This window comes from Terribacillus halophilus (assembly GCF_900101385.1).
GTDB lineage: Bacteria > Bacillota > Bacilli > Bacillales > Amphibacillaceae > Terribacillus > Terribacillus halophilus.
This window is the reverse complement of record NZ_FMZB01000011.1, coordinates 71,951-95,760: the sequence shown is the minus strand read 5'-3', so window position 1 is coordinate 95,760 and position 23,810 is coordinate 71,951. Positions and strand designations below refer to the sequence as shown.

28 protein-coding genes are annotated in these 23,810 nt (G+C 45.5%); 3 read left to right on the top strand and 25 right to left on the bottom strand.

Going from position 1 to position 23,810, the window contains the following annotated elements; genetic code table 11:
- Positions 1-4 precede the first annotated feature (4 nt).
- Together dapB and BLQ53_RS16250 are read right to left on the bottom strand one after the other, a co-directional pair.
- Positions 5-811 carry a 4-hydroxy-tetrahydrodipicolinate reductase gene (gene dapB, locus BLQ53_RS16255; RefSeq protein WP_093728365.1) on the bottom strand — a complete coding sequence of 269 codons (807 nt, stop codon included), beginning with the start codon at positions 809-811 and terminating at the stop codon, positions 5-7.
- A gap of 4 nt (positions 812-815) precedes the next feature.
- Positions 816-1,154, bottom strand: a complete 339-nt coding sequence (locus BLQ53_RS16250) for a nucleotide pyrophosphohydrolase (RefSeq protein WP_093728364.1) — start codon at positions 1,152-1,154, stop codon at positions 816-818.
- 144 nt (positions 1,155-1,298) lie between these two features.
- On the opposite strand from BLQ53_RS16250, the gene BLQ53_RS16245 reads away from it, so the two are divergent.
- A complete protein-coding gene (locus BLQ53_RS16245; RefSeq protein ID WP_093728363.1) occupies positions 1,299-2,171 on the top strand; it encodes a YitT family protein in 873 nt (290 codons plus the stop codon).
- Between the two features lie 66 nt (positions 2,172-2,237).
- A complete protein-coding gene (locus BLQ53_RS16240) occupies positions 2,238-2,762 on the top strand; it encodes a type 1 glutamine amidotransferase domain-containing protein (RefSeq protein WP_093728362.1) in 525 nt (174 codons plus the stop codon).
- A 29-nt stretch (positions 2,763-2,791) separates the two neighbouring features.
- On the opposite strand, the gene BLQ53_RS16235 is transcribed toward BLQ53_RS16240, so the two are convergent.
- The 12 genes from BLQ53_RS16235 to BLQ53_RS16180 all read right to left on the bottom strand — a co-directional run bounded on the left by BLQ53_RS16235 (position 2,792) and on the right by BLQ53_RS16180 (position 13,166).
- A complete protein-coding gene (locus tag BLQ53_RS16235) occupies positions 2,792-3,478 on the bottom strand; it encodes a zinc metallopeptidase (protein ID WP_093728361.1) in 687 nt (228 codons plus the stop codon).
- Between the two features lie 66 nt (positions 3,479-3,544).
- Positions 3,545-3,865, bottom strand: a complete 321-nt coding sequence (locus BLQ53_RS16230) for a sporulation protein YpjB (protein ID WP_093728360.1) — start codon at positions 3,863-3,865, stop codon at positions 3,545-3,547.
- A gap of 70 nt (positions 3,866-3,935) precedes the next feature.
- The gene (lhaT, locus tag BLQ53_RS16225; protein ID WP_093728359.1) at positions 3,936-4,517 is read right to left on the bottom strand and encodes a lipoprotein heptaprenylglyceryl N-acetyltransferase LhaT; all 582 of its coding nucleotides are present in this window, start codon (positions 4,515-4,517) and stop codon (positions 3,936-3,938) included.
- A gap of 145 nt (positions 4,518-4,662) precedes the next feature.
- The gene (locus BLQ53_RS16220; protein WP_093728358.1) at positions 4,663-5,232 is read right to left on the bottom strand and encodes a ReoY family proteolytic degradation factor; all 570 of its coding nucleotides are present in this window, start codon (positions 5,230-5,232) and stop codon (positions 4,663-4,665) included.
- Between the two features lie 44 nt (positions 5,233-5,276).
- Positions 5,277-6,530, bottom strand: coding sequence for a tetratricopeptide repeat protein (locus tag BLQ53_RS16215; protein ID WP_093728357.1), 1,254 nt, complete (start codon positions 6,528-6,530; stop codon positions 5,277-5,279).
- 115 nt (positions 6,531-6,645) lie between these two features.
- A complete protein-coding gene (gene aroA / locus BLQ53_RS16210) occupies positions 6,646-7,935 on the bottom strand; it encodes a 3-phosphoshikimate 1-carboxyvinyltransferase (protein WP_093728356.1) in 1,290 nt (429 codons plus the stop codon).
- 11 nt (positions 7,936-7,946) lie between these two features.
- The gene (locus BLQ53_RS16205; RefSeq protein WP_093728355.1) at positions 7,947-9,044 is read right to left on the bottom strand and encodes a prephenate dehydrogenase; all 1,098 of its coding nucleotides are present in this window, start codon (positions 9,042-9,044) and stop codon (positions 7,947-7,949) included.
- Between the two features lies 1 nt (position 9,045).
- Entirely contained in the window at positions 9,046-10,146 is a 1,101-nt protein-coding gene (gene hisC / locus BLQ53_RS16200; RefSeq protein WP_093728354.1) for a histidinol-phosphate transaminase, read from the bottom strand.
- Positions 10,143-10,517 carry a chorismate mutase gene (gene aroH / locus BLQ53_RS16195; protein ID WP_093728353.1) on the bottom strand — a complete coding sequence of 125 codons (375 nt, stop codon included), beginning with the start codon at positions 10,515-10,517 and terminating at the stop codon, positions 10,143-10,145. Before aroH ends, hisC begins: the two co-directional genes overlap by 4 nt.
- Positions 10,514-11,593, bottom strand: a complete 1,080-nt coding sequence (gene aroB, locus BLQ53_RS16190) for a 3-dehydroquinate synthase (RefSeq protein WP_093728352.1) — start codon at positions 11,591-11,593, stop codon at positions 10,514-10,516. Before aroB ends, aroH begins: the two co-directional genes overlap by 4 nt.
- Positions 11,593-12,759 carry a chorismate synthase gene (gene aroC, locus BLQ53_RS16185; RefSeq protein ID WP_093728351.1) on the bottom strand — a complete coding sequence of 389 codons (1,167 nt, stop codon included), beginning with the start codon at positions 12,757-12,759 and terminating at the stop codon, positions 11,593-11,595. Before aroC ends, aroB begins: the two co-directional genes overlap by 1 nt.
- Positions 12,760-12,872: 113 nt before the next feature.
- Complete coding sequence (locus BLQ53_RS16180) at positions 12,873-13,166, bottom strand: MerR family transcriptional regulator (protein WP_212733374.1); 294 nt, start codon at positions 13,164-13,166, stop codon at positions 12,873-12,875.
- Between the two features lie 112 nt (positions 13,167-13,278).
- Between BLQ53_RS16180 and BLQ53_RS16175 the strand changes: the two genes are divergently transcribed.
- Complete coding sequence (locus BLQ53_RS16175) at positions 13,279-13,512, top strand: DUF2798 domain-containing protein (protein WP_093728349.1); 234 nt, start codon at positions 13,279-13,281, stop codon at positions 13,510-13,512.
- 229 nt (positions 13,513-13,741) lie between these two features.
- Here BLQ53_RS16175 and BLQ53_RS16170 read toward each other — a convergent pair whose 3' ends face one another.
- The 11 genes from BLQ53_RS16170 to BLQ53_RS16120 form a co-directional block, all read right to left on the bottom strand.
- Positions 13,742-14,515 carry a CheR family methyltransferase gene (locus tag BLQ53_RS16170; RefSeq protein WP_093728348.1) on the bottom strand — a complete coding sequence of 258 codons (774 nt, stop codon included), beginning with the start codon at positions 14,513-14,515 and terminating at the stop codon, positions 13,742-13,744.
- Positions 14,516-14,938: 423 nt separating this feature from the next.
- A complete protein-coding gene (ndk, locus tag BLQ53_RS16165) occupies positions 14,939-15,388 on the bottom strand; it encodes a nucleoside-diphosphate kinase (protein ID WP_093728386.1) in 450 nt (149 codons plus the stop codon).
- Positions 15,389-15,453: 65 nt separating this feature from the next.
- Complete coding sequence (hepT, locus tag BLQ53_RS16160) at positions 15,454-16,425, bottom strand: heptaprenyl diphosphate synthase component II (RefSeq protein WP_093728347.1); 972 nt, start codon at positions 16,423-16,425, stop codon at positions 15,454-15,456.
- 35 nt (positions 16,426-16,460) lie between these two features.
- On the bottom strand, positions 16,461-17,180 hold the full coding sequence (locus BLQ53_RS16155) for a demethylmenaquinone methyltransferase (RefSeq protein WP_093728346.1): 720 nt from the start codon (positions 17,178-17,180) through the stop codon (positions 16,461-16,463).
- Between the two features lie 2 nt (positions 17,181-17,182).
- Positions 17,183-17,974, bottom strand: coding sequence for a heptaprenyl diphosphate synthase component 1 (locus tag BLQ53_RS16150; protein WP_093728345.1), 792 nt, complete (start codon positions 17,972-17,974; stop codon positions 17,183-17,185).
- Positions 17,975-18,111: 137 nt separating this feature from the next.
- A complete protein-coding gene (locus tag BLQ53_RS16145) occupies positions 18,112-18,384 on the bottom strand; it encodes an HU family DNA-binding protein (RefSeq protein ID WP_093728344.1) in 273 nt (90 codons plus the stop codon).
- Positions 18,385-18,610: 226 nt separating this feature from the next.
- Positions 18,611-20,089 carry a stage IV sporulation protein A gene (gene spoIVA, locus BLQ53_RS16140; RefSeq protein ID WP_093728343.1) on the bottom strand — a complete coding sequence of 493 codons (1,479 nt, stop codon included), beginning with the start codon at positions 20,087-20,089 and terminating at the stop codon, positions 18,611-18,613.
- A 338-nt stretch (positions 20,090-20,427) separates the two neighbouring features.
- Positions 20,428-20,694: a stage VI sporulation protein F gene (locus tag BLQ53_RS16135; RefSeq protein WP_425288313.1), complete on the bottom strand. Its 267-nt coding sequence runs from the start codon at positions 20,692-20,694 to the stop codon at positions 20,428-20,430.
- A 51-nt stretch (positions 20,695-20,745) separates the two neighbouring features.
- Positions 20,746-21,783: an NAD(P)H-dependent glycerol-3-phosphate dehydrogenase gene (locus BLQ53_RS16130; protein WP_093728341.1), complete on the bottom strand. Its 1,038-nt coding sequence runs from the start codon at positions 21,781-21,783 to the stop codon at positions 20,746-20,748.
- A 21-nt stretch (positions 21,784-21,804) separates the two neighbouring features.
- A complete protein-coding gene (gene der / locus BLQ53_RS16125; RefSeq protein ID WP_093728340.1) occupies positions 21,805-23,115 on the bottom strand; it encodes a ribosome biogenesis GTPase Der in 1,311 nt (436 codons plus the stop codon).
- A gap of 105 nt (positions 23,116-23,220) precedes the next feature.
- The gene (locus BLQ53_RS16120; protein ID WP_093728339.1) at positions 23,221-23,808 is read right to left on the bottom strand and encodes a YphA family membrane protein; all 588 of its coding nucleotides are present in this window, start codon (positions 23,806-23,808) and stop codon (positions 23,221-23,223) included.
- Positions 23,809-23,810 lie beyond the last annotated feature (2 nt).

The window sequence follows — 23,810 nt, the reverse complement described above, 5'->3', positions numbered from 1 at the left end:
CGCCTCATTCCAATATATTTTCTAATCCGTATGCAAGGATGTCCATCTTCATGACGCGTTCTACAGCAAGTTCCACACCTGACATAAAGGATGCGCGGTTGAAACTATCATGTTTGACTGTGAATTGCTCGCCCGGTGCACCGAAAATAACTTCTTGGTGAGCGACCAAACCCGGAAGCCGGACGCTATGAATACGCATGCCATCCACATCCGCGCCGCGTGCTCCTGTTATCGTTTCTTTCTCATCAGGATGACCTTGTTTCGCCGGTTCACGTACTTCTTGGATAAGCTGTGCCGTTTTGACTGCTGTACCGCTTGGAGCGTCAAGTTTCTGATCATGATGTTTTTCGATGATTTCCACTGTCGGGAAGTATTTCGCCGCTTGTTTTGCAAATTGCATCATCAATACAGCGCCAATTGCAAAGTTAGGTGCAATGATTGCTCCTACACCTTTTTCTTCACTTAGGTTTTCAAGCTCTTTTACTTGTTCTTCTGTAAAACCAGAGGTACCGACTACTGGGCGCACACCGTGTTCGATAGCAAGCTTCATATGTTTATAGCCTGTTTCTGGAATGGTCAGGTCGATAAGTACGTCTGCTTTGACTTCATTCAAGCACGCTTTTGCATCCTCATAGATAACTGCATCGCTGGAAGGCAAGCCATCGATATCACTGATACGTTTCCCGCCGTTTTTCCGGTCAATTGCTGCCACTAGATCAAAATGAGCTGTCCGATCGATAAGCTGCAATGCTTCCGACCCCATCCGTCCCCTTGGTCCTGCCACTATGATTCTGATTGTATCTTTAATCATTCTGTCAATCCTCCTGTGTCTTCTTCGTCCATCTGTCTTTATCCCTGGTTTCGAACTTCGTCATCGATTTCTCGAATGCTTCTGAGAGATCGATATCAAGGGAATTGGCAAAGCAAGTCAGTACAAAGATGATATCTCCGAGCTCATCTGTAACTGTATTGGCCGCTTCACTCGCTTTCTTTGGCTTTTCGCCATATGTATGGTTCACTTCCCGGGCCAGCTCTCCGACTTCTTCGGTCATGCGGGCAAGCATGCTGAGCGGCGAGAAATAACCTTCTTTGAACTGGGAAATATAAGCCTCGACGCGCGCTTGTATTTCCTTGGTTGTATATGCAGTGTTCATGTGCGATCTTCCTTTCGCTATATCATTACCATGTTAGCCTAAAAATAAGGCGTTTGACAAATATTTTTACCTAATGGGCATATTTGTAGAGAAGGGTTTTGTTGTCTATAATATAGAAAGAATTGTCATCTTAGGAGGTGGATTATGTTAAGACTGCGTTTGAGGAACATCCTGTTCATCCTGTTAGGCGCGGCCATCTTTTCATTCGGTATTGTACATTTCAATATTGCAAATAAACTGGGGGAAGGCGGATTCACCGGAATAACGCTCATTTTACTATTCGAATTTGACTGGGATCCGGCTATTACGAATCTGGTGCTGAACATTCCGTTATTTTTGATCGGATGGAAATTCTTAGGTCGGACAACTTTCGCCTATACGATCATCGGCACAGTGGCTGTTTCCTTGTTCCTCCGCTTATTCCAAACATATGACTTCCATATTGATCTCGGGAATGATTTGCTGATTGCCTCGTTATTAGCGGGGGTATTCATCGGTGTCGGACTTGGCATCATCTTCAGATATGGAGGCACTACAGGCGGAGTCGACATCATTGCCCGCTTGGTTAACAAGTATGCCGGCTGGACGATGGGACGGACAATGTTCATGTTCGATGCTGTCGTCATCGTCACCTCTGTTCTCACCTATCTTGATTTGATTCGGGGGATGTATACGCTGGTTGCTGTATTTGTCGGCGCCAGGGTGATCGACTTCATTCAGGAAGGCGCCTACTCGGCAAGGGGAGCAACCATCATTTCCACACAAAGTGCCGATATCGCCAATCAGATCCTGAAACAGATGGACCGGGGTGTCACCGTTCTTGACGGCAGAGGCAGTTTCACCGGTGAAAAAAGGGATGTCCTTTATTGCGTGGTTGCCCGCAACGAAATCGTTAGACTCAAAGCGATCATCACCTCAGTCGACCCGCATGCTTTTGTAGCGCTCAGTGAGGTGCATGATGTGATGGGCGAAGGTTTCACGCTGGATGAAAATAAAAAGCCTTATCATACAGACTAGCGTTTTGCATGCATTCATACGAATGAATTGGTAAAGTGAAGAGGAATAAACGAAAGAGGTGAAATCATGGATCTTACTGGTAAGAAAATACTGTCCTTTGTAAGTGATGATTTTGAAGATTTGGAGCTATGGTATCCTGTGTTGAGACTTCGCGAGGCTGGTGCACAAGTGCATTTGGCAGGTGAAGCAGCAAATACAGTCTACAAAGGTAAATATGGCGTTCCTGCGACATCGGATGTATCATTTGATGAAGTCAATCCGAATGCGTACGATGCGTTGCTTGTCCCGGGGGGCTGGTCGCCGGATAAATTGCGCCGCTATCATTCTGTATTGGAAATCACCCGTCACTTCCATACGCATAAAAAGCCGATCGGCCAAATCTGTCATGCTGGCTGGGTGTTGATATCTGCAGGTATTCTGGAAGGTGTAAACGTGACGAGCACGCCAGGAATCAAGGATGATATGACAAATGCCGGAGCCATCTGGCATGATGAAGCAGTCGTCGTCGATGGTCACATCATCAGCAGCCGACGTCCGCCTGATCTGCCCGACTATCTGCGCGAACTGATCAAAGTCATACAGCCACAATAAAAAGGCATCCCGTTGCGGGATGCCCTTTCTTACTCTTCGCTATTTCCGACGAAGAACATAAGGATGAAGCGCACAAGCTCGGCTACAGCTACTAGAGCCGCTGCAACATAAGTCATTGCTGCTGCATTCAATACTTTCTTCGTAGAACGCTCTTCGTCATTGCGGATGATTCCGGTGGAAACCAGCTGGGCCATCGCGCGGTTCGATGCGTTGAACTCGACCGGCAATGTTACGACCTGGAACAATACCGCGATACTGAATAGTGCAATACCGAAACCTACTAGTTGTAGAGCTCCGAAAATCGCCCCTGCAATGATAAGCATGAAGGAAAGGTTATTCCCCCAAGCAGCTGCTGGCGCAAGCGCTGTACGGAATTTAAGGAAGCCGTACCCTTCTGCGTCCTGTATTGCGTGTCCGACTTCGTGGGCAGAGACAGCTGCCGCTGCCATGGAATGACCATGATAGTTGTCGGTGGATAGACGGACCACTTTGTGACGGGGGTCATAGTGGTCAGAGAGCATACCACGTGTTTCCTCGATCTGCACATTATATATTCCGTTATCATCGAGAATCTTTCTCGCAACCTGTGCACCAGTCATCAGAGAAGACGTTTCTACTTTCGAATATTTCTTGTACGTACTTTTAACCTTTGATTGAGCCCATAATGGGATAATCAGAAGCAGTGCTATATAGATAATATAAGCACCTAGTGACATATACATTCCTCCATAAAAATATTTGGAACTTAGTAAGGTCAATTTTAGTCAAGAATTCAAAAAAAATCAACTATTAGGATCCTTGTTCACACTTTTGTCATTTTCAGCTCGATACTTCTTATAGCCGACATAAATCAGCGTCCCTACTATGCTTGCACTAATACCAAGTATTCCCCAGAATCGTCCCGTTCCATAACTGCTTTTATCAGGTACTGCAATGCTATACAAGTATGCAGGCAGTGAATTGAATTGTTGATCAAACGTTTGTTCCATTTTGTCGGAAGATGACGATAAAGCCTCCGTTTGCGGCTGCAGCATCAATTCGGCAATGTTGGCAAGTACAAAAAAAGAGGCTGTCAGAACAACGACGAGAAGCAGCTTTTTCATAAGCATCCCCTCTTTTTTAGAAGTTCCTACAGCCTATGCTGGCAAATGATAATGTATGTCGGTATCAGCCTTATTTATTTGGATAAGTTGACGACTTCCGCTGTGTGACCAGATAACCGACCAAGATGGAAACGATGCTCAGCCAGAAAGTAAAATACCCGATCACATCACTGTAATCAGTCAGATTGCCGTATATCGGCATCATATCGAAAACATAGTCAATGATATCATTATGCAAGATAACGACAGCAGCCAATGCTAGATGACGCAATTTCACTCGATAAAGCGGTGCATACAGAATGCCTTGGACAGCCATTGCTAAATGAGAGGCAATCAGCATATACCCCTGCCAGGAAAGTGTTCCGGCTACTGCCAAAGTCAAAATATTCATCACGACCGCCCAGATACCATATTTGAACAAAGAAGTGACTGCCAGTGCTTCGATATAACCGTTTTGTTTTCCGATTAATAATAAGCCTAGAAAAATAGTGAAAAAGAGACTGGCCGTTGGACTATCCGGTACAAAGGGCAGAAAAATCGCCGGCGTTATTTTGAGCTGCCAGCCATACCACATAAACCCGTAAATCGTCCCGAAAAGATTGATGATAAATAATGCTATGATGCTATAACGATGGAAAAGAAGACGATACATATGATGTACTTATCCTTTCATTTCAATTATGTATTGCAAACAGCCCATGCATGAGCCGTCACTTTATTTTAGCAGAATATTCTTTTCTATCGGAAATTTAAACTAGAAAGATAAAAAAATAGATGCGCTAATTAAGCGCATCCCTTTACATGTGTTCAATTTTTTCTTCTGCTTCTTCTTTCAATTGACGCATCGCCCTGCTCAACAATCGGAATTTATCTTCATCTCTCTTATCAAGAGCCAAATCAATTGCTTCTTGCAGTTTTTTCTTTTTGTATTGATAATGTGATGCATCAAGAAGTTTCGCTGCCAGCTGCCGGTCTTCTTTTGTTACATAATGATCCTCCGGCAAGAAAGGATTGTCTTCTAGCACTGCGACATATTCCATGCTCTGATGGGAATTCTTGAAATTGAGTTGAATATAGACAGGATCTTTCTTGTTCATACGGATATCATGGAATGATTTTTCCGCATCTGTCGTGACGATATTATCTTTGTAAAAACGGAACGGTACTTCTTCGGAACAATGGGCGGATATGATGATTCCTCTGGGACTGAATCTTGCTTCGCGAATGAAATGTACATTATCAAGAAACGAATCATGATTGATCAAGTAATTCAAGATCCAGACACTTTCCCTGCGCTTCAATTGGTAATTATCCAAAAACCAGCGAATGAACGCCTTCTTATCCTGCATGGTAACGGAAATATTCATATGTGCCCCCTCCCAGAAAGCGAAATGATTTCAATTCAATGCATTTATTGAGACAAGAGCCGGTTGATATTCTCTTCCACTTCGATATCTGATGGCTCCAAGCGAAGATACTCTTTTAGTATTTCGACAGCCTCTTGCATCCTCCCTTCTTCCAATAGGAAATAACCGTATTCTTTTAGAAAATCGCTATCATCTTTGAAGTTAGTATATGCTTCCCTGTATGCCTTTAATGCCTCATCGAACATTTCAGTTTCATTATAGGCGCGGGCAAGCTCCCAACGGTACGCCGCATCTTCTTCATCTGTCTCCAGGATATGTGTCAATAACTCGATGATTGCCTCATGATCTTCATCCAGCTTGAAATTTTCGATCAAATATAGAATCGCTTCTTTATATCCCGGGTCAAGCGCGATTGCATGACGAATCAGGAAGTAGCTGCGATCATTCTTGCCCAGCTGTCTGGCGAGACGACCTGCTGTGAAATAAAGCTTCTGATTATATTCATCCAACGCCAAACCTTTCTCTGCGGTCTCAAAAGCTTTTTCCATCAAGCCTTCTTCTTCATAGGCTTTGGCTAGATATTCATAGACAGACAGGTAGTCAGCTTCCGTTTTAAGCAACTTTTCCCAAGTACTGATGGCAATGTCGTATCTGGATAACTTGAAGGCCGTGAAACCATAACTGAACAGCTGCTCCACATCCTCGACATCCGTTTCCTGATAATAAGTCAATGCTTTTTCAAATTCACCTGTAGCTGCATAAGCTTCAGCCAAACGAAGGGCAACATCGATATCCCCCATTACGGTTTCTTTTTCATAAACCTTTTCATAGTAAGTGATCGCCTTCAGGTAAGAGCCTGTTGATAACGCCAGCTCACCCAATGCCAAATCGATGACAGTTTCAGATGGATCGAAGCGCTTGGCAGCTAATAATTTCTGCTCCGCCACTTCGAATAATCCTTGCGCTTCGTATAAATCAGCGAGCTGCATTTGCGCTGGTACAAAATAGTCGTCATCTTCGACAATCTGATCAAGCTTATCGATTGCCTCTTGGTCTTCATTCAAATCGATATGAAGCTCAGCAAGCATCATCTTGAGCTCCATTTCACCAGGGAACATTTGTTCCAGTTGAAGCAAGACGGCTTTTGCTTCTTCATGCATACCCCATTGCATATATAATTCTGCAATGGTAAATTTCTCTTCTTCATTGGCACGTGGCAAATATGCCTCCAATGTATCAACTGCTTCCTGGGGTTGATCATTCTCCATGTATGTTATCGCTTTTTGTAATTCTTCCATTTTGACACTTCCTTTTACACGCTTATCGGCTTTTTAAGTCTTTCTTCAGTGTAACCTAAAGCAAGTGCTTTAGAACAGTAAAAAAGCCTGATTCCCTGTTGGGAATCAGACATATTCATTTTTGCAGTGCACGTAAATCCGCAAAAAAGGATGGATAAGAGATGTTGATGCTATCTGCATCAGTAAGGATAGTTTCTCCATTTGCGATCAAGCTGGCGATGGCAATCATCATTCCGATACGATGATCACCGAAAGAATCAGCAGATGCACCTTGCAGAGATTGATTCCCTGGAATCCGCATGCCATCAGGCGTCGTTTCCACTTCCGCCCCAAAACTTCGCAGCGTAGAAGCTATTGCCTCAATTCGATCTGTTTCTTTGAATCGAAGCTCTTCGGCATCTTTGATGAGCGTATCTCCATCAGCTTGGGTGGCGAGCAATGCTAAGATAGGCAATTCATCGATAAGCCGGGGAATGATACCTCCGCTAATCTCTGTTCCTTTCAACGATCGATAGCGTATCCTAATGTCCCCGATGCGCTCACCAGCTTGGATTTTATGCTCTTTGATTTCCATATCGGCTCCCATATCCCGCAATACATCCAGGATGCCGGTTCGTGTTTCGTTCAGTCCGGTATTGGATAAGGTAATATCACTGCCTGGTACCAAACAGGCAGCCACAAGGAAAAATGCGGCTGAAGAAATGTCACCTGGAACATATACATCCGTACCAACGAGCTGCTGACCGCCTTTAACCGTGACAGTCGTACCGGTCACATCGATCTTTGCACCAAAGCTTTGTAGCATCCGTTCGGTATGGTCCCTCGTCTTGACATCTTCTGTAATCCGTGTCTCACCATCAGCTAAAAGACCAGCCAGCAGCAAGGCGGATTTCACTTGGGCACTCTTAACGGGTGTGTGGTATGTAAGCTCCGACAGCTTCTGTCCGTCAACTGCCAAAGGCAAATACTTACCTTTTTCGCGTCCATTTATTTTCGCGCCCATTTGGCGAAGCGGCTTGGTGACACGGTCCATTGGCCGATTTGTCAAAGATGCATCCCCATACGCCGTGATATGGAATGGCAAGGCAGCGAAAACACCAAGCAAAAGACGTGCTGTTGTTCCCGAGTTTCCGAAGTTAATCGGCTGCAATGGTTCCTTGAAGCTATCTTTTCCTTCACTTTCCAGGATGACGGTCTCGCCATCCTGCTCAATCGAAACGCCAAGCGCACGGAAAGCATTAATTGTCCGAAGGCAGTCCTCACCGCTTAGGAAATGGCGGACAGTCGTCTTCCCTTTGGCTAAAGAACCAAAAATGATGCTCCGATGGGAAATGGACTTGTCTCCAGGAACGGTAATGGAACCGGAAAGCCCCTTTTCTATCGGTTGCAAACGGATATCTGTCACTATTTTCACCTTCAATCTTCAATCTTTACTTCATATCCAAACACTTCCAGCACACCTTTTGCCTTCAGCTGGATTTTCTGCTCGGCAAAGCTGAGGCGAAGAACACCTGTCAGGCCTTCCCGAAGCTCGAGTATTTGGATATTGACAATGCTCAAGCCAGCATCGGCGACAATGGTGAGTACCTTTTGCAAGGCTCCTGGCCGGTCGGTAATATCGACATACAAGTCATAGTAACCTGGAATCGCACCTTTTTTCCGAGGTTCCAAACCATCCCGGTAATGCTTCGCTTCTTCTAGATATGCATGGATTTCCTGTCTATGATCCTCAAGCAGAAGCTTACGGAAATTTTGCATTTCTTCAATCCAATCATCGAGCAACACAGCCATCTTTTCTTTATTCTGAAAGAAGATGTCCTGCCACATACCAGGATTGCTGGAAGCGATCCTGGTAATGTCCCGAAACCCGCCTGCTGCAAGTTTCGGGAGAAAGCTGTGCTTTGTTTCCCATTTCTTGGCTTGCTGCACCAATGCCGATGCAATCAAGTGCGGGAAATGTGAGACAACTCCTGTCATTTCATCGTGTTCTTCAGCAGACAATGTGATGAAAGTGCTTTTCGTACCATCGAGCAGATCCTTCAACAGATCAAGGTCACCTTCTTTTGCCCGCTGAACGGGCGTCAGGACATAGATGGCATTTTCGAAAAGATGCGCTTTGGACGCCTCGATTCCATGCTTATGGGATCCAGCCATCGGATGTCCGCCGATGAAGACGATTTTATCTGAACGCAGGGAAGCGGCCTGACGAAAAATCGGTCCTTTGACTGAGGAAACGTCCGTCACGAGCACTTTTTTATCCAGTTTCATAGTATCAAGCTCTTTCAGCAGCTCGACAGATTTGGAAACTGGTGCTGCAAGCAAAATGATATCAGCCTTTTGAGCGGCTGCTTGAAAAGAGGAAGATGCCTCATCGATGATGCCATGCTGAAGGGCGTACTGCAAGGTACTATCCTTCTGGTCCACCCCGATCAGATGGACTTCTTTATGCAGTTGAATATTACGGGCTAGCGAGCCGCCGATCAATCCGAGACCCGCGATAACAACCGTATCCATATCAGCTTTCTTTCACACTTGTCAGGAATTGTTCAAGCAAAACAGTGAATTCAGCCATATCCTGTTCATTGCCGAGTGAAATTCGGACACTATTCGGCATACCGAGCGCATCGCCGGAACGAACGATGAATCCCTTGGAAAGCATATGCTGGAAGACGGCATCCCCGCTTACGGGCAGATCATATATAAGGACAAAGTTTGTATGGGATTCGTAATATTTGATCTGATGCGCATCACAAAATGCAAGGAAGCTATGTTTGACTTGATTGTTTTTTGCAATTGATTCTTTGATGAAATTCTGATCGTCAAGCGCTACAATTGCCGCTTTCTGTGCGATCGTCGTATTATTGAACGGGCTTCTTACCACGTTGATTTTATGGATGACTTCCGGATGGCCGATACCGTAACCGACACGAAGCGCAGCGAGTCCGTATGCTTTAGAAAAAGTTCTAAGCGTAATCAGATTCGGGTATTCATCCAATGCAGCAAGAGTGTCGAAATAGTCATCCGTCTCCAGGAACTCGATATACGCTTCATCTGCTACTACCAACACTTCTTTTGGAACTTGACGAAGGAAATTCTCGAATTCAGCTTTGGCTATATGGTTTCCTGTCGGATTATTCGGTGTACAGAGCCAAACGATACCTGTTTTATCGTCGACTGCTTCCAGCATGGCAGGAAGATCGTGGAACCCGTCTTTTGTCTCGATAGCCCTAACCTCAGCCCCCTCGATCAAAGCATGGTGCGGATATTGGGAGAAGGATGGATGCGCCATCACCGTGTTCAAACCAGGAGCCAGGAAAGTACGGCAGAGCATCATGATGATTTCATCAGATCCTGCGCCAAGAACGATTTGATCCAGTCCTACATCGAAGTGTTCTGCCAATTTCGCTTTCAATGCCGTACCATATCCATCTGGGTAGATTTCCTGATCATCGGCAAACGTCGGCAAAGCTTTTTTCACTTCCGGGGAAAAGCCATATGGATTTTCATTGGATGCAAGTTTCACGATACGATCCAAGCCGAATTCCTTCTGAACCTCCTCCATCGGTTTTCCTGGTTTGTAAGCTGTCAATTCATTCAAAATCTGTTTCGCTCTCATTGATGCTCCTCCTTTAAATCGGGACGTAATGTGATTGCCTGCTCGTGATAAACATGATGAATCTCCTGCTGCGCTAAATCAGTGCGTGCTGTCAGCATAACCCTGATACATTTCGGCAAACCGCCTTCGATTGCCAGCTCCTGCATGCACATGACAGGTACATAAGTCCAATCATCACGGAAGACACGCATTGCTTTTGCAGGGAATGTCTTGGTCAGATCAGGTGTAGCTGAAATGAGTACTTGTACCACGTCGTCCGGTTCGATGCTATTTTTCACAACCATCTCATCCAGCATCGCTGCAGTGGCTTCTATGATTTGATTTTCTTCGTTATCCGCTACAGTAGTGGCTCCCCTGAAACCCCGTATCATGTTCTGCTCATCCTTTCTAGGAAAGATGTGACAGCATCAAAAAGCGTGTCGTGATCGACTTTTTCCGTCACCGGCTGTCCGATTTCCCGCAGCAGCACCATGTGGACTTCCTTATTTTCCGATTTCTTATCCATTTGCATCCTAGTGACGAGTCTTGCTGCAGAAAGATCAGGCAAATACAAAGGGTATTGATTCCGCTCCAGCCAGCTTTGGAATTCATCGAGCAACAGATTTGCGCCGAATCTTTTCTCGCTTAATTCCAATGCAAACAGCATGCCAATCGCAACAGCTTCTCCATGTGTAAACGTGCCATATCCTGCTTCGGCTTCAATCGCATGGCCCAGTGTATGACCCAGATTCAAAAACTTGCGCATGTCATTTTCTTTTTCGTCGGCTTCAACGATTTTCGTTTTCACCTTGATGCCTGATGACAAATCCTTTATCAGCTGGTCCTGGTTGCCTTTGTCGAGTTTCTCGCGTGCAAACAGCTGGTCAAGGAAGGCTCCATCTCCGATATAAGCCTCTTTAATCAATTCTGCATAGCCGCTGCGCACTTCCTTTTCCGGAAGAGTCGTAATCGTATCGACATCATAGACAACAGCCACTGGCGGGTAGAAGCTTCCAATCAGATTCTTACCGGTTTCATGATTGATCGCAACTTTACCGCCGACACTGGAATCATGTGCCAGGATCGTTGTCGGAAGCTGGATGAAATCAATTCCCCTCATATACGTACTTGCGACAAATCCAGCCAAATCCCCGATGACCCCTCCGCCAAGAGCAAGGACGAGCGATTTGCGATCAAGCTGCGCTTCAAACATGCTGTCCAATATATCGAAATACATTTCCTTGCTTTTCGCCGCTTCGCCCGGTTCGATGATTTTCTTCGTCACTTTCGCATTCGGCAAAAGTGACGCTATGTAATCATCAAGATAATGCGGGGCGATACGTGTATCTGACACAATGAATACATTTTGATAAGTTTTGGGGAGGAAATCAGCCAATCTATGTCTGATTCCCGCTCCTACGGAAACTTTATAACTTGATTGACTCGCTTTGACTGTTATCTGTTCCATCAGAACACCCGGATTTCTTCCCGATAGTTTTCGATTGCTTCCTTGAGCTTAGGAAACTGGTCATGTGGGAATTGTTCCAGAATTGCTTTTGCAATTTCGAAGGCAACAACATGCTCCATTACCAGTGCTGCCGCCGGAACAGCACAGCTGTCCGAACGTTCGATGCTCGCGTTGAACGGTTCTTTCGTTTCGATATCCACGCTCTGCAATGGTTTATAAAGCGTCGGGATCGGTTTCATGACACCTTTGATAATGAGAGGCATTCCAGTTGTCATGCCGCCTTCCAAGCCGCCGAGTCTGTTCGTTTTCCGGTAATAGCCTTTTTCTTTATCCCAGGCAATCTCATCATGCACCTGACTGCCCGGCAGTCTCGCCGCTTCGAAACCAATGCCGAATTCCACACCTTTGAATGCGTTGATGCTCGCCACTGCGCCTGCAATACGACCATCAAGCTTTCGATCGTAATGGACGTAAGAGCCAATACCTGCCGGCAACCCTTCCACATAAACTTCCACCACGCCGCCGATGGAGTCTCCGTCCTTTTTCGCCTGATCGATCGCTTCTGTCATCTGCTCGGCAGCCTCGGGATCAAGGCAGCGTACGGAAGAGGCTTTTGAAATACTGTCTCTTTCTTCATATGTATACTCCGGGAACTCGACTGCCTTGATGCCGGCAATTTCCTTTGTGTAGCCGACAAGATGGATATCCAGTTCAGCCAGGAGCTTCTTGGCCACTGCACCTGCAGCCACGCGTGCTGCAGTCTCGCGAGCCGAAGAGCGCTCCAACACATTCCTCATATCCCGATGACCGTATTTCAAGGCACCGTTCAAATCTGCATGCCCAGGTCTTGGACGTGTGACAATCCGCCGGACTGCTTGGGGGTCCTCGACCGGGTCTTCTCCCATTACATCTATCCAGTGCTTGAAATCGTCATTATGTATAACCAGTGCAATCGGGGATCCCAGGGTGTAACCATGACGGACACCGCCGACAATATCGACTAGGTCTTTTTCAATCTGCATTCGCTTGCCCCGGCCATGTCCCTTCTGCCTTTCAAGCAGGGATGCATTGATATCCGCGGCCGTCAATGGTAAATAGGAAGGAACACCTTCTACGATCGTTGTAAGTTGTTTACCATGTGATTCACCTGCAGTTAAGTAGCGCATGTATATTCCTCCGTTATATCTGTTACTTTGTAATTTTACTTACTATAACATAACTTGTTTCTTAAGTGGGAACAATTCTGACAATATTTCCGAACGTGCACACAAACTTATCATTATTTTCTGCTTAGTTCATCAAATGCTATTCGAAGCCTCTTCATACGGATTTCTACCTTTTGAGAGGCAGCTTCCACTGTATACCCATCTTCGATCAGTTCTTTCATCAGGATAATCTTCTTGATGGCATAATAATCGAATCTTCTCGTTACATTCGATTTTTCCTCTACGCTGTCGATATAACCTTTGTCTTCCCAATACCGCAGCTTGCGAATCGGGATGTCACTAATTTTGGATGCATCCCCTATCGTCACCGCCATTTGTTTAAGCAATCCATAATCTATTTCATCCACTGTCCCCCACCCCTTTTGTCGATGTAAGCCCATTATACGATAAATAGTATATTTGACAACTTATGAAGATTATATATAATTATCGGAGATTAGTTACAAAAGGAGTACGAACATGTTTGTAAATTCAAAAACCCATCGCATTCTATGCAGTGTCGTCACTGCAACCATCATGACCGCTATCATTTCATTTACACTTACAGCTGTCAATTCAGGTCTGCATGCTTTTCCATACGTCACTTGGTTCAGATCTTGGATTATTGCCTTCCTGCTCGTGTTTACCATTTCCTTCTTCCTGCCGAAGTTCGTCATTCGTCATGTATCAAGGATCATAAAAGTTAAAGAATAAAACATGCCAATCAGATTAAGGAATCGATAGATGAAAAGTGCTGCTCTGAATTGCCGCACCGGAAATGCTCCGCGATCGCGGCTGGCGAGCTTTCTCAAGCTGACATACTGTGCGAAGGCGTTACAGTATGCCGGCAGTTTAACTAAAAAAATCCGAACTTATGCAAATTTCATTGTTAAATTGCATCATAGTTCGGATTTTTGTTTGACCGGATACGATCGTTCGGGTCTTATTGCTTTTGGTAGAAGAATGTGTCCACAGCCCGCAGCCCGTACGTACTGGGATTGAAGATCTGCTCTGTACTGCCTACAAACAAATAGCCATTGTACGCCAGTGACTTACTGAACTTATGGTAGATAGCTGCTTTTGCCTCTTCTGTGAAGTAAATGAGGACGTTCCGGCAAATGATGAGATCATAATCTGTATCATAAGCATCCGCAAGCAGATTATGCTGCTTGAATTGTATATGCTGCTTTAATTCTTCTTTAATTTGGAATATGGGCCCATCTTGGGTGAAGTATGCGGATTTGATTGCCGCTGGCATTTCTTTCAGTGCCCTTTCGTTGTACTTTCCGATTTTCGCTGTTTCCAGCACACGTTGATCCAGATCAGTAGCATGGATCGTGTAGGCTATACCTTTTGCGTAACGCTCGAGCAAGATGGCCAATGTATAAGGTTCTTCGCCGGTAGAACAAGCGGCACTCCATATTTTCAGCGGCTTCTTTTTTTTAAGCAGTTCCGGGAGGATCCGGCGCTCCAGCACTTCCCACCGCTGATAATTACGGTAAAATTCAGACACATTGATAGTCATGCGATCCAGGAACTCGTCCATTAGCACTGCATCACCACGAATTGCCTGGAAGTATGCCTTAAAATCCGGGTAGCCCCTTTTTTCGCGAAGCGTAGTCAAACGCCTTAGCATCTGTGCTTCTTTATATTGAGATAAATCAATGCCAGTATTTGCTTTAATCTGCTGTACAAAGTATTCATAATCTGCTGCCACGTCATGTTCTCCTGTCTATATGTATCTAGTCCCATTTTACTGTATATAATGGATAGTTGGTAGGAGAAAATAATAAAAAATGATCGAAATACCTAGTATGCAAAAACAATCATTCTCGTGAGCACCCTTTCGTAAAAACACTTTGCTTTCTACGGCTTCAGCCTCTCGTGGCTGTCTAGTTCCTAAGACCAGCGCATTTAAATGGAAAAAGCGCTGTTAGAAAATGTTCCAACTCGTGCTATTCCTGTGGGAGAAGGAAAGTGTCGAAAGTATTACAATGCATTTTGAGGAGTCTCCGTAATCTGCTTAGCTAGTATAGATTATCATTAAAAAACCCGAACATGCGCAAATCTTTGTTTAAAGAATTGCGTCATAGTTCGGGTTATCACCTAGCTGAAGACGGTAATCTCAGCCTTTTTGATTTCATTCGTAAAGGCATTTCGCTATAACTTGTTCATATTGGATCAGTTCATTTGGGTCGAACATATTCGCTATTTCGCGTTCAGCGCTTTCTGCACTGTCAGAACCATGTATAAGGTTGCGGCTCATCTCCACTGCATAATCGCCTCTGATCGTACCAGGCGCTGCTTCCGTTGGTTTGGTTGCCCCGATCATACTCCGTGTCAGCGTAATGGCATCCTTACCTTCCCAGACCATCGCAAATACGGGGCCGGATGTAATATAGCTTATCAGTGATTCGAAAAAGGGTTTGCTTTCATGTTCTATGTAATGCGTTTTTGCTTGTTCTTCCGACACAACCATTATCTTCCCTGCAAGGAGCTTCAAGCCTTTCTTTTCGAATCTCGTTACGATTTCCCCAATCAGTCCTCGTTGCACACCATCCGGTTTCACCATCAAAAATGTTTTTTCCATTTTCACTGCAGCTCCCTCTTTATGAACTTCACAGTAATAATAGCAAAAGTGTAAGCGTTTTACAATCAGGAGCTGCGCTTCCCTATGTGTCTTGCAATTTGTTTCAATGTATTCCGATCTCTTGTTGGCGGTAGCTTGTCCAATTCCCGGTATGCCTTCTCCAAATAACGGTCACTGATCGCAAGCGACCTCTCGATGGCATCGGATGTTTTGATATGCTGGATAAATGGTTCCAAGGTCTCCCGATCGATTGCTTCCGGATCGCGGAAGACTTGTGTGAGCCGTTCCTTGAAGAAGCGATCTTCGCAAGCCAAAAGTGCGGGGAGCGTCATATTGCCCTGAAGCAAGTCGCCTCCGGCCGGTTTACCCAGATCGGTCTCGGACGCTGTGAAATCAAGCACATCATCAATGATCTGATAGCTCATCCCTACATAATAACCGTACCGATACAATGCGCTTTCATAACCAAGCGGTGCACCAGAGGCAATCGCTCCGAGCCGGGCACTGGCAGCGATTAGGATTGCCGTCTTCCTGCGTATTCGGCGGAGGTAGTCCTTCAGATGCTGCTCGATCCGATATTTATCCCTGATCTGTTCCACTTCTCCGATGCAAAGCTCCACTATCGTATGTGCGAGGATCTGATGTGCCCTTGGTTCTTCGAGCTTTGAAAGGTATTCCAGAGAACGAGCGAAGATATAATCCCCTGCATACATTGCCACTTTATTATCCCACTTCGCTTTTACAGTCGGTTTGCCTCGACGGAGTTCAGCATCGTCAATGACATCGTCGTGGACCAAAGATGCCATATGGATCAATTCGAGTGCGACAGCAACGGTTTGTATCCGAGGAAGCTCATATGTACCGAACTTCCCGCTGAGCAAAACAAAAACCGGCCGAATCCGTTTCCCGCCGGCTCGGAGAAGCTGTACCGACGCATCTTCCAGGACAGGATGCTCTGCTCGAATCGTATTAGTCATCGCATCCTCGATCTTGTCCAAGTCCTTTTTTAAATATGAGTAGATCATCGGTAGTTTCATTCATGTCACCTTCATCCGTCCAGACATATTACCAGTCAGCTTCTGACCGCCGGCTTCTCTCCCATGTGCATAGCCGCTACGCCGCCTGTATATGTCTTAATCTTCACGTTCGTCAATCCTGCCTGCTGGAATAATGCACGGAGCTCCTTCTTCCCGGGGAAGTCCTTTGCAGATTCCTGCAGCCAGCTGTATTCATCATAGCTTTTTGCCAAAAGCTTACCAAGCACTGGCATGATCCGCTTGAAATAAAAATAATACATCTGTTTAAACCCAACCATTGTCGGCTGTGATGTTTCCAAGCACACCACCTTACCGCCAGGCTTTACTACCCGGTTCATCTCCTTCAATACTTGAAGGTAATCCGGAACATTCCGCAAGCCAAAACCGATGGTCACAAAATCGAAGGAATTATCCTCAAAAGGCAGTTCCATTGCGTTTCCCCAAAGAAATGATAATTGTTCATGCGGATTTTCCTTGTTTTTCTTCTCGGCTACAGATAACATATTTTTGCTGAAATCAAGACCTGTGACGTGTCCTTTCGGTCCGACGGCTTTTGCCAGCGAAAAGGACCAGTCTCCGGTCCCGCAGCATACATCCAAAGCCTTATCGCCCGGCCGTACCTGCATTTTTTTCATCACACTTCGCCTCCAAGCACGATGACGCCTGAAGGAGATGACGGAATTCATAAAATCATAGCGGTCATATATCTTTTCAAATACGTGATGTACACGCTGTTCTTTCGTTTCTTGTGCCATAATTACCCTTCTTCCAGATATAACTCTTTTTGCCGATTCCCCTGAAGCAAAAGCTTACGGGAAAGCAGCGCATAGGCTGGCGGCAGTAGATCCAGCTTTGCTAGGAGTCTGACTTTAGCAGCTTCCATCTCCTCGTGTATCGCTTCTGTCACAGTCATGCCACTCTCTTGATTTTCGAGGATTGCAGCAAGCTTCAGGGAGAGGGGCGTCTGCTTGTTTCCCTTTGTTTCCCGCTTTAGCTTGCTGATCAAGAAATAGTCATCCAGCGATTCAAGCCTTGCTGTATCCGTGTAGCGGGAAGCTGCTGTCCGGAACAAGCTGCCTTCCAGACGTCCGAGCTTTGTGAAGAACGCTCCCGCTGTTGTCGTATCATAGTAAAGCGACATTTTCTGTTCATTGATTTCCTTGATACTGGTTGCCAGTAACGCCACCATATCAATCTCGCCAAGCCCGGCAAGTATCTGATAATAGAGCGCGCTGTAATAATTACCTGCCAGCACCGTCAGCTGTCTGTTCTTCCGTTCTTCATCGGTCTCGTCGGCCTTGGTAATCCTGATCACTTTATCATGTGTATCCAAAGCCATCTGAATCAGCATGATCGTAACCGCATAGTCTGTCTGCTGCTTATCGGGCAGGTTCGTTTGACCAAATAGCGTCTGCAATGCCAACAGCTTATTATCATCCAAGAATGGTTCCTCTGTATTCTCGTCCAGATAAGCCAGCTGCATGCGCTTCTCTATTTTATTTCGTAATGTATGTAGCTCTTCCATGGATGCATAGGACAAAACAATCACCTGCGCCCTTTTCGTATTTCAAACTGTATAAAAAGTATTATAGCACAGCATGTCCCGATTCGTCTTGTCTGCAAGCTCGTCAAATAAAAAGGGACACCTGATAGATTCAGGCATCCCTTATCCTAGCCCATATGTAATTATTTCACACTGTCTTTCAGGGCCTTACCGGCTTTGAACGCTGGAACTTTGCTCGCTGGAATCTCGATTTCGTTTCCAGTCTGCGGGTTGCGGCCTTTACGTGCAGCACGTTCGCGTACTTCGAAGTTACCGAAACCGATCAATTGTACTTTGTCACCTTGTTTCAAAGAATCCATGATTGAATCGAAAACCGCATCGACAGCTTTCGTAGCATCCTTTTTGGAAAGATCGCTTTTCTCAGCAACAGTATTGATTAGATCTGTTTTATTCATGTTTACACCTCCCTGACATTACCTTGAACAGAAAAACAATAGCATTTGCTATCATTTGTTCACCATAAAGATAGGTTTTATACCTATCAATACCGCTCGCGTTGCGATATCAACGCTTATAATAAACGACTTAGCAGCATAATTCAACACAAAACGCCATAAAACCTTAAATTTATCTCTATTACAGTTTATTTTTGACAAAAAAATAAAGCGGCTCATTTGCCGCTCATAGTATGATCGCAATCAAACCGCCCGATCCTTCGTTGATGATTCTTTCCAGTGTTTCCTTCAATTTGTATCTGGCATTCTCTGGCATCAAACTGATTTTTCCTTGGATTCCTTCTCGTACGATGCTATTGAGGGAACGGCCGAAGATATCTGAATCCCAGATGGAAAGCGGATCTTCCTCGAAGTCCTGCATCAGATAACGTACCAGTTCCTCACTTTGTTTCTCTGTTCCGATAATCGGTGCAAATTCGGAATGGACATCCACTTTGATCATATGGATGCTAGGCGCCACTGCCTTCAACCGAACACCGAAACGGGAGCCTTGTCTGATGATTTCTGGTTCATCCAAAGCCATGTCCTGCAAACTCGGTGCAGCGATACCATAACCTGTCTGTTTGACCATATGCAGTGCATCAGACACTTGATCGTATTCCCGTTTGGCATGTGAGAAATCCTGCATAAGCTGCAGCAGATGATCCTTACCGCGGATTTCTTCGCCGACGATTTCCTTTAGTACCTGATCGTACAAAGCATCCGGAGCATGTAAATCAATTTCGGCAATCCCCTCACCAAGCTCCATTCCTGCCAAATTGGCTCTTTCGATATAATCATATTCATCAAAGTATCCTACCACACGATCCACATCACGGAGGCGCTTGATATCCTTTACCGTTTCCTGGATGGCCGCTTGATAATTGGAACGAAGCCAATGATCTTCATTAAGTACCATGACCCAGCTTGGCAGATTGACATTCACTTCCAAAACCGGGAACTCATACAAAGACTCGCGTAGCACGTTATACACATCATGCTCTGTCATGCTTTCCACGCTCATCGCAATCACCGGGATGTCATATTTCTCACTCAGTTCCTGGCGGAGCAGCTCTGTGTTTTGATTATGCGGTGTGACAGAGTTGATGACCATGATGAATGGTTTGCCGACTTCCTTCAGCTCAGATACGACACGCTCTTCCGGTTCCACATAGTCACTGCGGGGAATCTCACCAATCGAGCCATCCGTTGTCACGACGACACCAATGGTGCTATGTTCCTGTATGACCTTGCGAGTCCCGATCTCTGCCGCATCATGGAAAGGAATAGGCTCTTCATACCAAGGCGTATTGATCATACGTGGTCCATTTTCATCCTCGAAACCTTTCGCACTTTCCACTGTATATCCTACACAGTCGACAACCCGGACACTAACTTCGAGACCTTCGTCCACCTTAAGGGAGACGGCGTTGTTCGGGACGAATTTCGGTTCTGTTGTCATGATTGTCCGACCCGCAGCGCTTTGGGGTAATTCATCCTGGGCTCGAGCCCGCTCAGCTTCATCTTCCATGTTAGGCAGGACAACCAGCTCCATGAACTTCTTGATAAAAGTCGATTTCCCAGTTCGGACAGCCCCTACCACCCCAAGGTAGATATCGCCATTTGTCCGTTTCGAGATATCTTTAAAAATATCTACTCTTTCCAAAAGATCCCCTCCCGATCTACTTTCGATGCATGGACAGTCTTAGCTACATACACTAGCAGTTTATGATGTTGTCCTATCCAAATATGCTAGAAATAATGGATTCCTTGCCTGCTGGCATCAAAGGGCATTTTCTGCAGGAAAGGACGAACAGCATATTGCCCTCTGCCGATAATCTATGCGCAAGCCCAGGGGTTCATACCAATAAAAAAAGAAGAAGCAGAAGCTTCTTCTTGAAATAGACTAAATATACCCAAGGCAACCTAGAAAAATATGCTGGTGCGAGTTAGTTTATGCGTAAAGGGCAAGGGATGGTAAGTTGTTCTGCCCAATTGCCGCTGTTAGTTTTTGAATAATTTGCTCAATGTGTTCATATCGGCTGGCATGTTGTTGCCGATGATCGCTTTGACGATTTTATCTTCTTTCTCTTGTGAAAGAGGCTTGCCTGCCATCGCAGCCAATTGCTTCACCAAACCGCGCACCGTTGCCTCATCTTGGAAGTTCGCACTTTTTACGGAGTTGGCTACCTTGTAGATATCATCAGCCTTCACATTCGATTTTTTCTGAATCTGGTCAATCAGGTTTTTCTGAAAGTCTGCCACATTCATTCCTCCTTGCAGATTAGCTACGAAACAGTATATGCAAGGAGTGAAAAAACGTTAGCGGGCATTTAGTACATCTTGAAGATCATCCATTTCATGCTTCGGCAGACGTGTCATCAGCTGATCGACGATGTCCTTTGCTTTGGCGCCATGAAAGAGGATTTGATTGATACCCTTTGTAATCGGCATATCGACACCAGCTTTGTCAGCAAGCTCCGCCACGGCCTCTGTCGTCCGGACACCCTCGACAGCCATCCCCATTTGGGCAAGTGCTTCCTCCAAACTCATGCCTTTACCGAGCATATTGCCAGTACGCCAATTCCGGCTATGTACACTTGTGCATGTCACAATAAGATCTCCCATGCCGGATAAACCGATGAATGTCAGTGGATTCGCCCCGAGCTTCGTACCAAGCCGGGCAATCTCTGCGAGCCCCCTTGTTATCAAGGCCGCTTTGGCATTATCTCCGTATCCAAGACCATCAGAAATACCTGCTCCAAGCGCAATGATATTTTTTAACGACCCGCCAAGTTCCACACCGACCATATCCGTGATCGTGTATACACGGAAATTCTCATTCATGAACAGCTCTTGGATTTTCTTTGCTTCTTCCATTGCGACAGAGGAAGCACTCAACGTTGTCGGCTGCCTTTTCGCCACTTCTTCGGCATGGCTTGGACCAGATAGAACAACGACAGGACGATGATCGACAGCTTTTAGTTCTTCTTCGATCATCTCGGAAACCCGCTTGCTTGTTTTTGGCTCGATTCCCTTCGTAGCATGCGCGATGACAGCGTCCGCTGGCAGATACGATGACAGCTTTGACGCCACCTCACGAGTAGCTTTTGCTGGGACGACGAGTATGACAGCATCCGCATCGCGTACAGCGTCTTCTAAGTCTCTATATGCGGTAATGGACGCAGGAAGAATCACTCCAGGCAGGTATTTCTCGTTCAGCCGTTCTCCATTGATTGCTGCGACCTGTTCTGGATTATGCGACCAAAGCCTGACCTCATGCCCATTATCCGCCAAAACCATGGCAAGGGCGGTTCCCCAACTGCCGGCACCGAGTACTGCTGCTATTCGTTGTGTCATATAAATCCTCCTCGTCCCTGTTTAGGATCTTCTTCTTGGGAAAATCTTGATTGGTGTACCAGTGAATCCGAATGCCTCCCTGATGCGATTCTCCAAAAAACGGACATAAGAAAAGTGCATCAATTCCGGATCATTGACGAATACTGCAAAAGCTGGCGGCTTGACCGCCACTTGGGTGGCATAAAGCACTTTCAAACGCTGACCCTTATATGTCGGAGCCGGGTTCATCGCCAAGGCATCCATGATCACATCATTCAACACATTCGTTTGAATGCGTTTGGCATGGTTCTCACTCGCCGTCAGGATCGCTGGCATTAGTGTATGAATCCGTTTTTTCGTCTTGGCGGACAAGAAGACGATCGGAGCATAATCCAGGTAAAGGAAGTGCGCCCGGATTTCATCTTCGAACTCTTTCATTTTTTTCTCATCTGATTCAACGGTATCCCATTTATTAACCACAATTACAATTGCCTTACCCGCATCATGTGCATATCCGGCAATTTTCTTATCTTGCTCGATAATACCTTCTTCTGCATTGATTAGAACAAGGACGACATCGGAGCGTTCAATCGCTTTCAAAGCACGGAGGATGCTGTATTTCTCTGTCGTCTCATATACTTTTCCGCGTTTGCGCATACCGGCAGTGTCGATAATGACGAAATCCTGTCCTTCTCTGGTAAATGTTGAATCGACTGCATCACGAGTCGTCCCTGCAACATCACTTACGATGACACGCTCTTGATTGAGCAGTGCATTCACCAGGGATGATTTACCGACATTCGGCCTGCCGATCAAACTGAAATGGATCGTCTCTTCATCTTCCTGCATCTCCGCACGTTCAGGGAAATGCTGGACAGTTGCGTCAAGCAAATCACCCAGACCTAAACCATGTGTACCAGAAATCGGGAATGGCTCTCCAAAGCCGAGGCTGTAAAACTCATAAATCTGATCCCGCATCTGCGGGTTATCGACTTTATTGACAGCCAGCACAACCGGCTTATTGGAACGGAATAAAATCTTCGCTACTTCTTCATCCGCTCCCGTTATCCCCTCGCGTCCATTCACCATAAAGATGATGACATCTGCTTCTGCAATGGCAAGTTCTGCCTGTTCACGGATTTCCACTAGAAATGGTGCATCTCCAATTTCAATACCGCCGGTGTCGATTATGTTAAATGGCTGGTTCAGCCACTCTGCTTCCGTATAGATTCTGTCACGTGTCACACCAGGTGTATCTTCGACAATCGAGATCCTTTCCCCGGCAAGACGGTTGAATATGGTTGATTTTCCTACGTTTGGTCTGCCTACAATGGCAACTACTGATTTCCTCATGAAAGGAACATCCTTTCCTACTTTCCTTTATGTGCTGGTCCTTCTGTTGCAACCTAACTGTTTCATTCTAGCAAAAGCGCCATAGGGAAACAATATATTTCGACATCATGTACGTTTGGCAGTCCATTTCGATCTATTCCGCAGATATTTTCTCAGCTCACCGGCAAGTTTAGCAACTATCAACAATAACAAAACGGTACCCAATACATCCAATGCTTTAAAACCGCCTGCTTCCTGATGAAGTCCATAGATATCCAATAAAAGTAGATACATCACTTCCCCCATGGCAAATCCTAAGCAAATGATACCAAGCTGCAAGTAAAAATCCCTAGTCAGGTAAAAGACAAGTGCAAATAAAATCAGTGAAAATATAAGAGTACGTGGAATCGGCAGTGCGATAGGATTTGTCAGTTCCCAAAGCAACATGCCAGTATAACCAATCCCCAGACAAATACTTCCAAAGGTGCCACGGCCCACTCGTTTACTGGCAAATATAAATAAGTAACCGATAACAGCAAGCAGAAAAACGGTTGCAAAAATTCGGTGACCAGCAAAATCAAAGGAAAAACCGGATAATGATATTGTAAGTAGTATAGCAAATCCAAATAATGTCCTTGCCAATGAATGTCTCATAAAGAAAGTCACCAGGACCCAGCTGATCCATGTTGCCCAAAAAAAGTAAAACCCCTCCATCT

Bases quoted from the DNA above. Each gene is read 5' to 3' on its own strand.
- dapB (WP_093728365.1), bottom strand. From the start codon at position 811: ATGATTAAAGATACAATCAGAATCATAGTGGCAGGACCAAGGGGACGG.
- BLQ53_RS16250 (WP_093728364.1), bottom strand. From the start codon at position 1,154: ATGAACACTGCATATACAACCAAGGAAATACAAGCGCGCGTCGAGGCT.
- BLQ53_RS16245 (WP_093728363.1), top strand. From the start codon at position 1,299: ATGTTAAGACTGCGTTTGAGGAACATCCTGTTCATCCTGTTAGGCGCG.
- BLQ53_RS16240 (WP_093728362.1), top strand. From the start codon at position 2,238: ATGGATCTTACTGGTAAGAAAATACTGTCCTTTGTAAGTGATGATTTT.
- BLQ53_RS16235 (WP_093728361.1), bottom strand. From the start codon at position 3,478: ATGTCACTAGGTGCTTATATTATCTATATAGCACTGCTTCTGATTATC.
- BLQ53_RS16230 (WP_093728360.1), bottom strand. From the start codon at position 3,865: ATGAAAAAGCTGCTTCTCGTCGTTGTTCTGACAGCCTCTTTTTTTGTA.
- lhaT (WP_093728359.1), bottom strand. From the start codon at position 4,517: ATGTATCGTCTTCTTTTCCATCGTTATAGCATCATAGCATTATTTATC.
- BLQ53_RS16220 (WP_093728358.1), bottom strand. From the start codon at position 5,232: ATGAATATTTCCGTTACCATGCAGGATAAGAAGGCGTTCATTCGCTGG.
- BLQ53_RS16215 (WP_093728357.1), bottom strand. From the start codon at position 6,530: ATGGAAGAATTACAAAAAGCGATAACATACATGGAGAATGATCAACCC.
- BLQ53_RS16205 (WP_093728355.1), bottom strand. From the start codon at position 9,044: ATGGATACGGTTGTTATCGCGGGTCTCGGATTGATCGGCGGCTCGCTA.
- hisC (WP_093728354.1), bottom strand. From the start codon at position 10,146: ATGAGAGCGAAACAGATTTTGAATGAATTGACAGCTTACAAACCAGGA.
- aroH (WP_093728353.1), bottom strand. From the start codon at position 10,517: ATGATACGGGGTTTCAGGGGAGCCACTACTGTAGCGGATAACGAAGAA.
- aroB (WP_093728352.1), bottom strand. From the start codon at position 11,593: ATGGAACAGATAACAGTCAAAGCGAGTCAATCAAGTTATAAAGTTTCC.
- aroC (WP_093728351.1), bottom strand. From the start codon at position 12,759: ATGCGCTACTTAACTGCAGGTGAATCACATGGTAAACAACTTACAACG.
- BLQ53_RS16175 (WP_093728349.1), top strand. From the start codon at position 13,279: ATGTTTGTAAATTCAAAAACCCATCGCATTCTATGCAGTGTCGTCACT.
- ndk (WP_093728386.1), bottom strand. From the start codon at position 15,388: ATGGAAAAAACATTTTTGATGGTGAAACCGGATGGTGTGCAACGAGGA.
- hepT (WP_093728347.1), bottom strand. From the start codon at position 16,425: ATGAAACTACCGATGATCTACTCATATTTAAAAAAGGACTTGGACAAG.
- BLQ53_RS16155 (WP_093728346.1), bottom strand. From the start codon at position 17,180: ATGGCACAAGAAACGAAAGAACAGCGTGTACATCACGTATTTGAAAAG.
- BLQ53_RS16145 (WP_093728344.1), bottom strand. From the start codon at position 18,384: ATGAATAAAACAGATCTAATCAATACTGTTGCTGAGAAAAGCGATCTT.
- BLQ53_RS16135 (WP_425288313.1), bottom strand. From the start codon at position 20,694: ATGAATGTGGCAGACTTTCAGAAAAACCTGATTGACCAGATTCAGAAA.
- BLQ53_RS16130 (WP_093728341.1), bottom strand. From the start codon at position 21,783: ATGACACAACGAATAGCAGCAGTACTCGGTGCCGGCAGTTGGGGAACC.
- der (WP_093728340.1), bottom strand. From the start codon at position 23,115: ATGAGGAAATCAGTAGTTGCCATTGTAGGCAGACCAAACGTAGGAAAA.
- BLQ53_RS16120 (WP_093728339.1), bottom strand. From the start codon at position 23,808: ATGGAGGGGTTTTACTTTTTTTGGGCAACATGGATCAGCTGGGTCCTG.